Below are 12347 nucleotides of genomic sequence, written 5' to 3'. Positions count from 1 at the left end.
AATGAAAAATAAAATGATTTTCGGCTTCCATGCGGTGACTTCGCGGCTGCGCCACGAGGCCCAATCGGTGGAAGAGATCTTCGTCGACGCCGGCCGCAACGACCGCCGCATGACGGACCTGATCGCGCATGCCAAGCAGCATGGCGTGCGCGTGATGCCGGTCGATGCCGAGCGCCTCGACAAGATCGTCGGCACCCGCCGCCACCAGGGCGTGATCGCCTTCGCCAGCCAGCTGTCGCTGGCGCGCAACCTGGATGAGCTGCTGGATGCGGTGGACGGCCCGCCGCTGCTGCTGATCCTGGACGGCATCACCGATCCGCACAACCTCGGCGCCTGCCTGCGCGTGGCCGACGGCGTCGGCGCGCATGCCGTGATCGCCCCGAAGGACCGCTCGGTCGGCCTGAACGCGACCGCGGCGAAGGTCGCCAGCGGCGCCGCCGAAACCGTTCCCTACATCACCGTGACCAACCTGGCGCGCACCATGCGCGACCTGAAGGAGCGCGGCATCTGGCTGATCGGCACCTCCGACGACGCCGACAAGGGCCTGTACGAAGGCGACTTCACCGGCCCGACCGCGCTGGTGATGGGTTCGGAAGGCGAGGGCATGCGCCGTCTGACCCGTGAAACCTGCGACGTGCTGGTCAATATCCCGATGTTCGGCTCGGTCGAGAGCCTGAACGTGTCGGTGGCTTCGGGCGTCTGCCTGTACGAGGCGCGCCGCCAGCGCCTGGCGCTGGAACCCAAATAACCGTCATTCCCGCGCAGGCGGGAATCCAAGTTATGCAGTTGGTCAAGCATCGGCGCCCTAAGCAAACACCGCCCGGATAAGCTACCATTCGGGCTATGTTGTTTACCAAGCTACGCGAAGATATCCAGAGCATCATCGAACGTGACCCGGCCGCCCGCAACGGCTGGGAGGTGCTCACCTGCTACCCCGGCCTGCATGCGGTCGTCATGCACGGCTGGGCGCATGCCTGCTGGCGCATCGGCCTGAAGTGGCCGGGGCGCTTCATCTCCTACACCGCCCGCGTCATCACCGGTATCGAAATCCACCCCGGCGCCACCATCGGCCGGCGGGTCTTCATCGACCATGGCTTCGGGGTGGTGATCGGCGAGACCGCCGTGGTCGGCGACGACTGCACCATCTACCAGGGCGTGACCCTGGGCGGCACCACCCTGGTGGCCGGCACCAAGCGCCATCCGACCCTGGAGCGCGGCGTGATCGTCGGCGCCGGCGCCCAGGTGCTCGGCGCCTTTACTGTCGGCGAATACGCCAAGATCGGTTCGAACGCGGTGGTGGTCAAGCCGGTGCCGTCCGGCGCCACCGCGGTCGGCAACCCGGCTCACATCGTGCGCAAGGAAGACCAGGTGCGCAGCGCGCAGATGTTCGCGGCCTACGGCGTCACGCCGAACGGCGACGATCCGCTGTCCAAGGCGCTGCGCAACCTGATCGACCACGTGGCCCGGCAGGACGAGCAGATCGAGCGCATGTGCTCGACCATGAAGGCGGCCGGCATCTCCTGCAAGGGTCTGGACGAAAACGACAAGCTCGACCAGGCGCAACTCAATCGAATGGTCGAATGAGCAGTTCCAATTACTCAAGTGAGCAAATGAGCCAAGACGACATCCCCGGCAGTTTCGATCCCGCCTCCGATCTGGACCCCAACGAAATCCGCGTGCTGGCCGTGCTGGCCGAAAAAGAAGCGCTCACGCCCGACAATTACCCGATGTCGCTGAACGCGGTCATGAACGGCTGCAACCAGCTGTCGAGCCGCGACCCGGTCATGCAGCTGTCCGAGGACGTGGTCCACGACACCCTGCAGCGCCTCATGCAGCGCAAGCTGGTGGGCAGCATGTCGCAGGCCGGCGCGCGCGTGATCAAGTACGAGCACCGCATGCGCATCAAATGGTCGCTGGAGCAGGACAAGGTGGCGGTGCTGGCCGTGCTGATGCTGCGCGGCCTGCAGACCGCTGGCGAGATCCGCACCCGCAGCGGGCGCCTGCACGAGTTCAAGTCGGTGGCCGAGGCGGAAAGCGCGCTGCAGTTCCTGATCGATAAATACCCGCCGCTGGTGGTGCGCCTGGAGCGCGCGCCCGGCACCAAGGAGCCGCGCTACGGCCAGCTGCTGGGCGGCGAGATCGACGTGGCGCGCATGGATGCGGCGCCGGGCGCCGGCGCCGGCGGGGGCGGGCGCACGGCCCAGCTGGAGCAGGAAGTGGCGGCGCTGCGTGCGGAAGTCGACGAGCTCAAGGCGCAGTTCGCCGCCTTCCGCCAGCAGTTCGAATGAGCGCTTCTACGGCGCGGGCGCCGCGTACTTCAGGGTGATGAGCGCATCGTCCGGCCAGGCCGGATTGCCCAGCGGCGCCATGTAAGCGTCCCGGTGCGACTCGAGCTCGAGCTCGGCCGAGCGGCCGCCGTGGCTGATGACGGCGCTCTCGAGTTCACCCTCTGCGGGGAAGGACGCATTCATGTCCTTCTTGCCGCACCAGTCGGTGCTCAGCATCAGCGTGTTGATCGCGGCCCGGGCCAGGAAGGGGATCTGGTCCTTGGCGATGGCCACGCTGACCCGGCATGCGAGGCGCAGGTCGCCCAGCCGGCGCACGTTGTCCGGCAGGCCCGGCGTGCGGATCTCGGGACGCGCGCTGAAGCGGCCGCGCTTCTGGTTCAGGATGAAATATGCGTCGGCATCATATGCGGCCCGGCTGCGCGCGATGTCGACCAGGCCGGCGGCATCGATCGCCACCGGCGTCGAGCCCTCGTCGCTGGCCAGGCGCAGCGCCAGGCCTTCGGCCGTCGCCACCGGCTTGCCGTCGGCGCCCAGAACGCGGAAGCGCAGCGGCGCCGCCGGCGCCATCCGGCGGTACTCGTCGAAGGCATCAAGGCCGGCCCAGATGCTGCGGTAGGAGCGCATCTCCGGGTTGCGGATGCTGTTGACCTCGACCGAGTGCGGCGCGGAAGCAGGGGTCTCGGCTGCCCGCGCGGCGCCGGCCAGCGCCAGGCACAGGAAAAGGGCGCGTGCGCTCATGGCGCCTTGCCTTTCGTTTGCTGGTCCGGGATCACCATGCCTTCGGGCGCTGGCGGCTCGGCCTTGAACGCATATTCCACCTCGACGATCGCGTCGTTGCTCCAGCTGGTATCGCCAATCGGCACAAGGAAGGTCTTGCCGTCGACTTTCAGCGCCGCCTTGCGCTCGCCATCGCGCAGGGTGGCTGCGCTCAGCCGGGCCGGCGCCTCGCGCGGCCAGGTGCGGTCGACGCCTTTCGGGGTCTCGCCCTTGAACCATGAGCACCAGTCGGTAGTCAGCAGGAAGCTGTTCCCCAGGGCGATGGCCCAGAACGGCGCCTCTTCCTTGCCGATCGCGACCTTGACCTGGCAATCGAGGCGCACGTCGCCCATACGGTACTGGTTGTCGGCCAGGCCCGGGCTGCGCACATAGGTCTCGAAGCGAGCCTCGTGCTTCTTGCGGTTCAGGACCATTTCGGCCTTGGCATCCCAGGCTGCCTGGCTGCGCGGCACCGCAAAGCGCAGGTCCTGGTCGAGCACGAGGGGGATCGAGAAATCGTCGGCGGCGATGCGCGCCACCAGCGGCTCGCTGCCGAGCGGCTTGCCGCGCCGCGCCTCGACCTGGAAGCGCAGCTGGGGCACCTCCGGCGCCAGCATGTGCAGCTCGTCGAACTTGTCCAGCCCCGCCACCACGGCGCGGTAGCTGTGCAGCTCGGGGTTCTTGACGGCGTTGATGTGGACGCTGGCTTCGTCCTTGCCCGGCTCCGCGGCGAAGGCGGAAGCGGCGGCGCAGGCCAGCAGAAGGGTGGCGGTGATTTTCACGGTGCGGCGGCTTTCGTTATCGGTGTGGTTTCGACGATGGCTTCGTTGCCCCAGCTGGTATCGCCGATCGGGACTTCGACCTTGTGGCCCTTGACGCGCAGCGGCATACTGCGCTGGCCTTCGCGCAGGACCGCGGTGGCCGGCAGCTCGTTCATGGCGAGGTCCCAGGCGCGATCCGCGTCCTTCATGAAGGCGCACCAGTCGCTGCCCAGCATTACGGCATTCCCGAGCAGGACGATGTGCAGCGGCGCTTCCTTCTTGGCGATGGCGACGAAGACCTGGCATTCGAGGCGGATGTCGCCCAGGCGGCGCTGGTTGTCGGGCAGGCCGGGCGAGCGCACCCAGGGCCAGACCCGGACGTCGCTGCGCTTCTTGCTGAGGCGCAGCTCGGCGTCGGCGTCCAGCGCCGGCTGGCTGCGCGGCACCTGGAAGCGGCCGGCCTCGTCGAGCGCCAGGCGCAGCGCGTAGCCCTCGTCGCCGGCCAGCACGGCGCCCAGCGGTTCGCCGTCCGGCGCGCCTTGCAGCAGGTCCGCGTCGAGCAGCTTGCCGTTGCGGGTGCGGGCCTGGAACAGCAGCTGCGGCACGCCTGGGGCCAGCGCGTGCCGGGCTTCGAAGATGTCCAGGCCGGCGGCGATGGCGCGGTAGCTGTGCGTCTCCGGGTTCCTGATGCCCTTGACCTGGACCGTGCCGGCGTCCTGGTCCCGGGCCGCGGCGGCGCCGCCCAGGGACAGCAGCGCCAGCAGCAGGGCTGCGTGCAGGCTGCGCACTCAGCCCTCGTCGCGGTAACGGCGCAGGCGGATCGCGCCGAAGATCATGGCGCCGCCGACCAGGGCGCCGAGCCAGGCGCGGGCGGTGGCCAGGGTCATCCACGAAGCCGTGAACAGGACCTGGGTGTCGACGCCGCCGCCGGCGCGGTGGGCTTCCACCGGCAGGCCGCCGCTGTAGCCGAACCAGATACCGGGCAGCAGGCCGCCGATGCCGCGCGCCACCACTTCATTGCCGAACCACTGCACGTCCAGCGCATCGTGCTGGAAGCTGCCCAGGGCCATGCTGATCCACTTGGCCAGCAGCAGGACCATCAGCGGCACGCCCACCGCCCACAGGAAGGGCTTGGTCTTGGCCCAGCTGGACACCAGCATCAGCCAGCCGATGGTCGGCAGCGCCCACACCATGTAGACCGGCAGCAGGCCGAGCAGGCGCACCGGCTGCAGGTAGAGGTCGGGCGAGGACAGCAGCATGCCGAACAGGTTGATACCGGCGGATGCCATCACCGCGGCGCCGATCAGCAGCAGGGCCAGCGAGGCGACGATGGCGAAGCCCATCGTGATCAGCGGCGCCACGCACAGCGCGGTGACGACCTTCGACAGCACGGCGGTGCCGTCCGAGACCGGCAGCGATTTCCAGAACAGGATGCTGCGGTCGCGGCGCTCGTCGTACAGCGCGCCCAGGCAGTAGAAGAACAGGGTGGCCGTCATCAGGATGAACAGCGGGATACCGGCCGCCAGGTACATGCCGCTGGCGATGCCGGCGATTTCCGAGCGCGCTTCCATCGGCATCGCGGCGGCCAGGGCGCCCTGGCTGACGACGTGGCCGTTGATCATCACGCGGGTCGGGGCGCCGTGCACGATCACCGCATACGCCAGCGAGCCGCCGACGAACAGCACCAGCGCCGCCGCCACGATCAGCTGGGCCCAGAACATCGATCCCTTGTGCTCCCAGAACTCGCGGCGGAGCAGCCATTTCATGGTCATGGAGTTCATGCGTAGCTTCCTTTCATGGTCGCGACGAACAGGTCGGCGACGCTTGGATTGCGGGTTTCGCCGAGCGCGGCGAGTTGCTGGCGCGAGGCGCTGCCCGGCGCGGCCGAATCGAACAGCATCACGGCCTTGCCGAACACGGTGCGGCGGTCGATCGGCGAGAGGGCGTTGGCGGCGCTGATCTTGTCGTGCGAGACCATCACTTCCACATAGCGCTCGCCGATTTCCTCCATCGAGGCGGTCAGCACGATCCGGCCTTCGCGGATGAACATCAGGTCGGTCAGGATGTGCTCCACTTCCTCGACCTGGTGGGTGGTGATGACGATGGTCTTGTGCTCGTCAAAATAGTCTTCCAGCAGGTTCTGGTAGAACTGCTTGCGGTAGAGGATGTCTAAGCCTAAGGTCGGCTCGTCCAGCACCAGCAGCCGGGCGTCGATGGCCATCACCAGCGCCAGGTGCAGCTGGACGATCATGCCCTTCGACATCTCCTTGACCTTCATGTTGGGCTTCAGCTTGGTATTCGCGATGTAGCGCTCGGCCTTCTCGCGGTTGAAGCGCGGGTGCACGCCCTGCACGAAGTCGATCGCGTCCTTGACCTTCATCCAGCGCGGCAGGATGGCGACGTCGGCGATGAAGCAGACGTCCTGCATCAGGTCGTCGCGCTGGGTGCGCGGGTCGAAGCCCAGCACTTTCAGCTGGCCGTCGAAGGGGATCAGGCCGAGGGCGGCCTTGAGGGTGGTGGTCTTGCCCGAGCCGTTCGGGCCGATCAGGCCGACGATGCGGCCGGCCGGCACCTCGAAGTCGATGCCGTCGACGGCAACGCGCTTGCCGTAGCGCTTGGACAGGCCTTTGGCCGAAAGCACGGTGCTCATGCCTGGCCTCCGTGCTCGCTGGCCAGCAACCGGTCCACATTCAGACCCAGCAGGCGGATGCGTTCCAGCATCGCCGGCCATTCTTCGCGCAGGAAGCGCTCCCTTTCGCTTGCCAGCAGTTTTTCGCTGGCGCCTTCAGTGACGTACATGCCGATCCCCCTTCGTTTTTCTACTAATTGTTCGTCGACCAGTTCCTGGTAAGCCTTCGAGACCGTGATCGGATTCAGCTGGTACTCGGCCGCGATCTGGCGTACCGAGGGCAGCGCATCACCGGCCTTCAGGGCGCCGTCGAGCATCATGCCGATCACCCTGTCCTTCAATTGCCGATAAATCGGCGCGTTGTCGTTCCAGCCGATGCTCATTGCCGGCTCCTCTGCGTTGCGGTGCGGCGCGTTTGAATCATGCCTGCCTCCTCGTTGATGGGGCACTACTTCAGCGTAGTATTGAAGTGGTGTTGTAGTGAAGTATAACACCAGCTCGGAGGCCGTCAACAGATTTTGAACGTATGCATGCAAAGTCGAGAATGCGGGATCAGCTCAGCAATTCTGGAAGGCACAGTGTAAAGATACTGTTGCCCGTCATGCAAGCTGGGAATTTTGTCAGGGTCGATTCAGAGCGGCTGGCCGTCGAGGCCGTGGCGGGCGATGGCGCCGTCTTCGGTAATGGCGATCCAGCCGCCGCGCACCGGCTCGGCATCCAGCTCCCAGTCCGGCAGCACGTAGCGGCGCCGTCCGGTGGACTGGTCGAGATGCAGGGCAGGGCGGTGGGTATGGCCGTGGATGATCGTGGGCGCCTGGGTGGCCTCGTGCAGGGCGGTCACCGCCTCCGTGGTCACGTCCATGATCTCATAGGGCTTTTCGCCATGCGCCTGGCGGCTGCCTTCGCGCAGGCCGGCGATGATGGCCTTGCGCTGGGCCAGCGGCATGGCCAGGAACTGCTGCTGCCAGGCCGGGTCGCGCACCTGGGCGCGGAAGGCCATGTATTTGAGATCGTCGGTGCACTGGGCGTCGCCATGCGCCAGGGCGACCTGCTGGCCGCCGATGGTCGTTACAAAAGGATCGGGCAGCAGGCGCAGGCCGGCGGCATCGGCAAAGTCCTGGCCGACCAGGAAGTCGCGGTTGCCGGCCATCCAGTACACGGCGACCCCGGCGTCGGAAAGCTCGCGCAGGGCATCGACGATGCGCTGGTGGAAGGGCGTGGCGAGGTCGTCGTCGCCGGCCCAGTATTCGAAGATATCGCCGAGCAGGTAGAGCGCCCCGGCTTGTGACGCGCGTTCGGCCAGGAAGGCGAAGAAGGCTTCGGCCGTGCGCGGATGCGATTCCTGCAGGTGCAGGTCGGAAATGAAAAGCGCAAGCGTGCGCGCGGGACTGTTCATCGGCTATTCCGTGGACGGTCCCACGCGCTACTGATTAATTAAACGATTTCAGCTTTCTCGATGATCACGGCCTCGGTCGGCACGTCCGAGTGCATGCCCGAGCGGCTGGTCTTGACGGTGTTGATCTGGTCGACCACGTCCTGGCCTTCGACGACCTTGCCGAACACGGCATAGCCCCAGCCATCCTGGCCCGGGTAGTTCAGGAAGTCGTTGTTCTTGGTGTTGATGAAGAACTGGGCCGATGCCGAGTGCGGGGCCATGGTGCGGGCCATCGCGATGGTGTACTTGTCGTTCTTCAGGCCGTTCTTGGCTTCGTTCTCGACGGTCTTCTCGGCCGGCTTCTGCGACATGTTCGGCTCGAAACCGCCGCCCTGGATCATGAAGTCCTTGATCACGCGGTGGAAGATCGTGTTGCTGAAGTGACCCTGGTTGACGTATTCCACGAAGTTGGCGACGGTCTTCGGCGCCTTGGCGTCGTCGAGTTCGATCTTGATGTTGCCTTTGTTGGTGGTCAAGAGTACGTTGGTCATGGTTTTGTCCTGTCGCTTATTGTTAAGAGTTCGGTATTTTACTTCGCTTTGACGATGGTCGCGGACTGGATCACGACAGGCGTCACCGGCACGTTCTGCATGCCCTTCACGTCGTCCACCAGCACGCCCTTGATCTTGTCGACGACTTCCTTGCCTTTCACGACCTTGCCGAACACGGTGTACCCGGCATCCATGCGGTTGATGGCGTCGAGGCCGAAGTTGTCGACCACGTTGATGAAGAATTGCGAGGTGGCCGAATCGGGGTTGTCTTCGCGCGCCATCGCGACCGTGTACGCGGCGTTGGACAAGCCGTTGTTCCCTTCGTTCTTGATCGGCGGACGGGTCTTGCGGCCTTTCAGCTGCGCGTCCATGCCGCCGCCCTGGATCATGAAGCCGTCGATCACGCGGTGGAAGACCGTGCCTTTATAAAAGCCGGACTTCACGTACTGCAGGAAGTTCGCGACACTGATGGGCGCTTTTTCCTGGTCCAGTTCGAGCACGATCTCGCCCATCGAGGTTTTCAGCGAGACCTGCGGTTCGGCTGCCCAGGCCGCCGTGCTCAGGAGCAGGGCGCCGGCGGCGGCTGCCGCAGTGGCCAATGCACGGGCCAGCAGGCGGGTGGGGGACGGTTTCATGGTGTGCATCGTGGCTTCCTCTCTGTGGGCAAACGCAAAGTGATGTCAAGACTTTTGCAGAAAAATAAACCTGTGGCATATGCGGCCAGTCAGGATTTTATCAATGCTATACTTTGCGACGGACTGTTGATTTTATCAAAGTTACATGTTTGGTATTCTACATAGTCCTGACGGTCGCGACGGGTGCCACACCCCGGCACGCTGCCTTGCAGCGCTGCGTCCGAGCGTCAAGCTCCAACCATCCAGAACACCATCCGATGAGCCAATTAAAGATCTACAACACGCTCGCGCGTGACAAGCAGGTATTCGTTCCCAAGCAACCCGGCAAGATCAACATGTACGTGTGCGGGATGACGGTTTACGATTACTGCCACGTCGGTCACGCAAGGATGATGATGGCATTCGACGTCATCTACCGCTGGTTCAAGGCCTCGGGCTACGAGGTCAAGTACGTCCGCAACATCACCGACATCGACGACAAGATCATCAAGCGCGCCGTCGAAAACGGCGAGACCATGTCCCAGCTGACCACCCGCTTCATCAAGGCGATGGACGAGGACACGGCCGCGCTGGGCATCCTGCCGCCGGACTTTGCGCCGCGCGCCACCGACCACGTGCCGCACATGCTCGCCATCATCGAGAAGCTGGAGCAGAAAGGCCTGGCCTACAAGGGCGAGGACGGTGACGTGAACTACGCCGTGCGCGAATTCGAGGGCTACGGCAAGCTGTCCGGCAAGTCGCTGGACGACCTGCGCGCCGGCGAGCGCGTCGACGTCAATACCGGCAAGCGCGATCCGCTCGACTTCGTGCTGTGGAAGGCCGGCAAGGAATCCGAACCGGCGGAAGCCAAATGGGATTCGAAATGGGGCGTCGGCCGTCCGGGCTGGCACATCGAATGCTCGGCCATGTCCTGCGCGCTGCTGGGCGAGCACTTCGACATCCACGGCGGCGGCGCCGACCTGCAATTCCCGCACCACGAGAACGAGATCGCCCAGTCGGAAGGCGCCTTTGGCCCGCCGATGGCGAATTTCTGGATCCATAACGGCTTCGTGCGCGTCGATAACGAGAAGATGTCCAAATCGCTGGGCAATTTCTTCACGATCCGCGACGTGCTGAAGCAATACGACGCCGAAGTGGTGCGCTTCTTCATCCTGCGCGCCCACTACCGCAGCCCGCTGAACTACTCGGACGCCCACATCGACGATGCCAAGGGCGCGCTGACCCGCCTGTACACGGCGCTGGCCGATGTCGACATGGGCGGCGAGCAGGTAGCGGTGGACTGGGACGAAGCGCACGCGGTCCGCTTCCGCGAAGCGATGGACGACGACTTCAACACCCCGCTGGCGGTGGCCGAACTGTTCGACCTGGCTTCCGAAGTCAACAAGAGCAAGTCGCTGAAGGATGCGCGCCAGCTGAAGGCCCTGGCCGGCGTGCTGGGCCTGCTCGAGCGCTCGCCCCAGCAATACCTGCAGGCCGGCACGCCGGGCGAGGGCGGCATGGATGAGGCCGGCATCAACGATGCCATTGCCCGCCGCGCCGCCGCCAAGAAGGCGCGCAACTTCGCCGAAGCCGACGCCATCCGCGCGGAACTTACCGCGGCCGGCATCGTGCTCGAAGACAAGCCCGACGGCGCGACCAACTGGCGCCGCGCGTGACGAAGGAACCCATGGGCGCGGCCCCGGCATTGCCTGACCTCCCCCCGTACTGGGCGGAGGCCAAGGCCGAGCTCATGCGGCGGGACCGCATCATGAACAAGCTGATCCCGCAGTTCGGGGACATGCACCTGCGCGGCCACCCGGACCCGTTCACGACCCTGGCGCGCTCGATCGTCGGCCAGCAGGTGACCGTGAAGGCGGCGGAGGCCGCGTGGGGCAAGCTGCGCGAGCTGTGCCCGAAGATGCTGCCGGCCCAGGTGATCAAGGCCGGGGCCGAGGAACTGGCCGCCTGCGGCCTCTCCAAGCGCAAGACCGAATACATCCTCGACCTGGCCGACCACTTCAAGGCAAAACGCGTCCACGCCGACCTCTGGTCGCAGATGGACGACGAGTCCGTGATCGCCGAACTGGTGCGGATCCGCGGCATCACCCGCTGGACAGCAGAGATGTTTTTGATATTTAATCTACTCAGGCCGAACGTGCTGCCGCTCGACGACGCCGGCCTGATCCAGGGCATCAGCCAGAACTATTTCTCGGGCGAGCCCGTCTCGCGCAGCGATGCGCGCGAGGTCGCCGCCAACTGGGAACCCTGGCGAACGGTTGCCACATGGTATTTATGGCGTAGTCTGGACCCTGTTTCGGGTTAAAATGCGCCTTTGCTGCCGCATTCCCAGCGCATGCGGAGCCACAAGAATAACGGAGTTACGATGAGTAAAACAACTTTCCTCAGTTTTGAGCAGCCGATCGCCGAGCTCGATTCGAAAATTGAAGAGCTTCGCTTCGTGCAGGACGATTCGGCAGTCGACATCTCGGAAGAGATCGACCGCCTGGCCAAGAAGAGCCAGGAACTGACGAAAGACATCTATGCCAAGCTGACCCCCTGGCAGGTTTCCCAGATCGCGCGCCACCCGCAGCGTCCGTACACGATGGATTACGTGAACGCGATCTTCACCGACTTCCACGAACTGCACGGCGACCGCAGCTTCGCCGACGACCAGTCCATCATCGGCGGCCTGGCCCGTTTCAACGGCCAGTCCTGCATGGTGATCGGCCACCAGAAGGGCCGCGACACCAAAGAGCGCGCGATGCGCAACTTCGGCATGCCCAAGCCCGAAGGCTATCGCAAGGCGATGCGCCTGATGAAGCTGGCCGAGAAGTTCAACCTGCCGATCTTCACCTTCGTCGACACCCCGGGCGCCTTCCCGGGCATCGACGCCGAAGAGCGCGGCCAGTCCGAAGCGATCGGCCATAACCTGTACGTGATGGCCGAGCTGAAAGTGCCGCTGATCGCCACCATCATCGGCGAAGGCGGTTCGGGCGGCGCGCTGGCGATCGCCGTCGGCGACGCCGTGCTGATGCTGCAATACGCGACCTACTCGGTGATCTCGCCGGAAGGCTGCGCCTCGATCCTGTGGAAGACCTCGGAGCGCGCGGCCGAAGCCGCCGACGCCCTGGGCCTGACCGCCCACCGCCTGAAGGCCATGGGCCTGGTCGACAAGATCATCAGCGAACCGCTGGGCGGCGCCCACCGCGACCCGGCCGCCATGGCCCAGGGCCTGAAGCGCGCGCTGGCCGACACCCTGCGCCAGTTCCAGGGCATGAAGACCAAGGATCTGCTGGAAGCCCGTCATGCGAAGCTGATGGCTTACGGCAAATTCAAGGAAATGACCCCGCGCGACGAGTGAGCCGAAGCAAGA

General features: G+C 65.3%; 15 protein-coding genes. 6 read left to right on the top strand and 9 right to left on the bottom strand.

Annotated features, from left to right (window positions below; genetic code table 11):
* Position 1: 1 nt before the first annotated feature.
* The 3 genes from rlmB to ACFPO9_RS03680 all read left to right on the top strand — a co-directional run bounded on the left by rlmB (position 2) and on the right by ACFPO9_RS03680 (position 2288).
* Positions 2-748 (top strand): 23S rRNA (guanosine(2251)-2'-O)-methyltransferase RlmB, encoded by a 747-nt coding sequence (gene rlmB, locus ACFPO9_RS03690; RefSeq protein WP_379767219.1) that lies wholly within the window; start codon positions 2-4, stop codon positions 746-748.
* Between the two features lie 98 nt (positions 749-846).
* Complete coding sequence (cysE, locus tag ACFPO9_RS03685; protein WP_379767600.1) at positions 847-1584, top strand: serine O-acetyltransferase; 738 nt, start codon at positions 847-849, stop codon at positions 1582-1584.
* Positions 1585-1610: 26 nt separating this feature from the next.
* Positions 1611-2288 (top strand): YceH family protein, encoded by a 678-nt coding sequence (locus ACFPO9_RS03680; RefSeq protein WP_379767216.1) that lies wholly within the window; start codon positions 1611-1613, stop codon positions 2286-2288.
* Positions 2289-2294: 6 nt separating this feature from the next.
* Here the strand turns inward: ACFPO9_RS03680 and ACFPO9_RS03675 are convergent, their stop codons facing one another.
* The 9 genes from ACFPO9_RS03675 to ACFPO9_RS03635 all read right to left on the bottom strand — a co-directional run bounded on the left by ACFPO9_RS03675 (position 2295) and on the right by ACFPO9_RS03635 (position 9004).
* Positions 2295-3026, bottom strand: coding sequence for a hypothetical protein (locus tag ACFPO9_RS03675; RefSeq protein WP_379767214.1), 732 nt, complete (start codon positions 3024-3026; stop codon positions 2295-2297).
* Positions 3023-3826 (bottom strand): hypothetical protein, encoded by an 804-nt coding sequence (locus ACFPO9_RS03670; RefSeq protein ID WP_379767211.1) that lies wholly within the window; start codon positions 3824-3826, stop codon positions 3023-3025. Before ACFPO9_RS03670 ends, ACFPO9_RS03675 begins: the two co-directional genes overlap by 4 nt.
* On the bottom strand, positions 3823-4593 hold the full coding sequence (locus ACFPO9_RS03665) for a hypothetical protein (RefSeq protein WP_379767208.1): 771 nt from the start codon (positions 4591-4593) through the stop codon (positions 3823-3825). The genes ACFPO9_RS03670 and ACFPO9_RS03665 overlap by 4 nt, the downstream gene beginning before the upstream one ends.
* Entirely contained in the window at positions 4594-5586 is a 993-nt protein-coding gene (locus ACFPO9_RS03660) for a hypothetical protein (RefSeq protein ID WP_379767205.1), read from the bottom strand. It lies immediately after the preceding gene.
* Positions 5583-6455, bottom strand: coding sequence for an ABC transporter ATP-binding protein (locus ACFPO9_RS03655; protein ID WP_379767202.1), 873 nt, complete (start codon positions 6453-6455; stop codon positions 5583-5585). The genes ACFPO9_RS03660 and ACFPO9_RS03655 overlap by 4 nt, the downstream gene beginning before the upstream one ends.
* A complete protein-coding gene (locus ACFPO9_RS03650; protein WP_379767199.1) occupies positions 6452-6817 on the bottom strand; it encodes a GntR family transcriptional regulator in 366 nt (121 codons plus the stop codon). The genes ACFPO9_RS03655 and ACFPO9_RS03650 overlap by 4 nt, the downstream gene beginning before the upstream one ends.
* 248 nt (positions 6818-7065) lie before the next feature.
* Positions 7066-7830 carry a UDP-2,3-diacylglucosamine diphosphatase gene (locus tag ACFPO9_RS03645; protein WP_379767196.1) on the bottom strand — a complete coding sequence of 255 codons (765 nt, stop codon included), beginning with the start codon at positions 7828-7830 and terminating at the stop codon, positions 7066-7068.
* A gap of 38 nt (positions 7831-7868) precedes the next feature.
* Entirely contained in the window at positions 7869-8360 is a 492-nt protein-coding gene (locus ACFPO9_RS03640; RefSeq protein ID WP_379767193.1) for a peptidylprolyl isomerase, read from the bottom strand.
* 38 nt (positions 8361-8398) lie between these two features.
* Complete coding sequence (locus ACFPO9_RS03635; RefSeq protein ID WP_379767191.1) at positions 8399-9004, bottom strand: peptidylprolyl isomerase; 606 nt, start codon at positions 9002-9004, stop codon at positions 8399-8401.
* A gap of 248 nt (positions 9005-9252) precedes the next feature.
* On the opposite strand from ACFPO9_RS03635, the gene cysS reads away from it, so the two are divergent.
* Genes cysS through ACFPO9_RS03620 form a run of 3 tightly spaced genes read left to right on the top strand, consistent with a single transcriptional unit; the run spans position 9253 to position 12335 of the window.
* Positions 9253-10650 (top strand): cysteine--tRNA ligase, encoded by a 1398-nt coding sequence (gene cysS / locus ACFPO9_RS03630; RefSeq protein WP_379767188.1) that lies wholly within the window; start codon positions 9253-9255, stop codon positions 10648-10650.
* 11 nt (positions 10651-10661) lie between these two features.
* Positions 10662-11297 (top strand): DNA-3-methyladenine glycosylase family protein, encoded by a 636-nt coding sequence (locus ACFPO9_RS03625; protein WP_379767597.1) that lies wholly within the window; start codon positions 10662-10664, stop codon positions 11295-11297.
* A gap of 60 nt (positions 11298-11357) precedes the next feature.
* Entirely contained in the window at positions 11358-12335 is a 978-nt protein-coding gene (locus ACFPO9_RS03620) for an acetyl-CoA carboxylase carboxyltransferase subunit alpha (protein ID WP_379767185.1), read from the top strand.
* Positions 12336-12347 lie beyond the last annotated feature (12 nt).

Origin of the sequence: Massilia aerilata (assembly GCF_042656905.1) — a bacterium.
GTDB lineage: Bacteria > Pseudomonadota > Gammaproteobacteria > Burkholderiales > Burkholderiaceae_D > Telluria > Telluria aerilata.
This window is presented reverse-complemented; position numbering and strand designations above follow the sequence as displayed.

What these genes read in the sequence shown, in the direction of transcription:
- ACFPO9_RS03655 (WP_379767202.1), bottom strand. Translation starts at nt 6,455, where the DNA reads ATGAGCACCGTGCTTTCGGCCAAAGGCCTGTCCAAGCGCTACGGCAAG.
- ACFPO9_RS03660 (WP_379767205.1), bottom strand. Translation starts at nt 5,586, where the DNA reads ATGAACTCCATGACCATGAAATGGCTGCTCCGCCGCGAGTTCTGGGAG.
- ACFPO9_RS03640 (WP_379767193.1), bottom strand. Translation starts at nt 8,360, where the DNA reads ATGACCAACGTACTCTTGACCACCAACAAAGGCAACATCAAGATCGAA.
- cysS (WP_379767188.1), top strand. Translation starts at nt 9,253, where the DNA reads ATGAGCCAATTAAAGATCTACAACACGCTCGCGCGTGACAAGCAGGTA.
- ACFPO9_RS03645 (WP_379767196.1), bottom strand. Translation starts at nt 7,830, where the DNA reads ATGAACAGTCCCGCGCGCACGCTTGCGCTTTTCATTTCCGACCTGCAC.
- ACFPO9_RS03680 (WP_379767216.1), top strand. Translation starts at nt 1,611, where the DNA reads ATGAGCCAAGACGACATCCCCGGCAGTTTCGATCCCGCCTCCGATCTG.
- ACFPO9_RS03635 (WP_379767191.1), bottom strand. Translation starts at nt 9,004, where the DNA reads ATGCACACCATGAAACCGTCCCCCACCCGCCTGCTGGCCCGTGCATTG.
- rlmB (WP_379767219.1), top strand. Translation starts at nt 2, where the DNA reads ATGAAAAATAAAATGATTTTCGGCTTCCATGCGGTGACTTCGCGGCTG.
- ACFPO9_RS03625 (WP_379767597.1), top strand. Translation starts at nt 10,662, where the DNA reads ATGGGCGCGGCCCCGGCATTGCCTGACCTCCCCCCGTACTGGGCGGAG.
- ACFPO9_RS03675 (WP_379767214.1), bottom strand. Translation starts at nt 3,026, where the DNA reads ATGAGCGCACGCGCCCTTTTCCTGTGCCTGGCGCTGGCCGGCGCCGCG.
- ACFPO9_RS03620 (WP_379767185.1), top strand. Translation starts at nt 11,358, where the DNA reads ATGAGTAAAACAACTTTCCTCAGTTTTGAGCAGCCGATCGCCGAGCTC.
- ACFPO9_RS03650 (WP_379767199.1), bottom strand. Translation starts at nt 6,817, where the DNA reads ATGAGCATCGGCTGGAACGACAACGCGCCGATTTATCGGCAATTGAAG.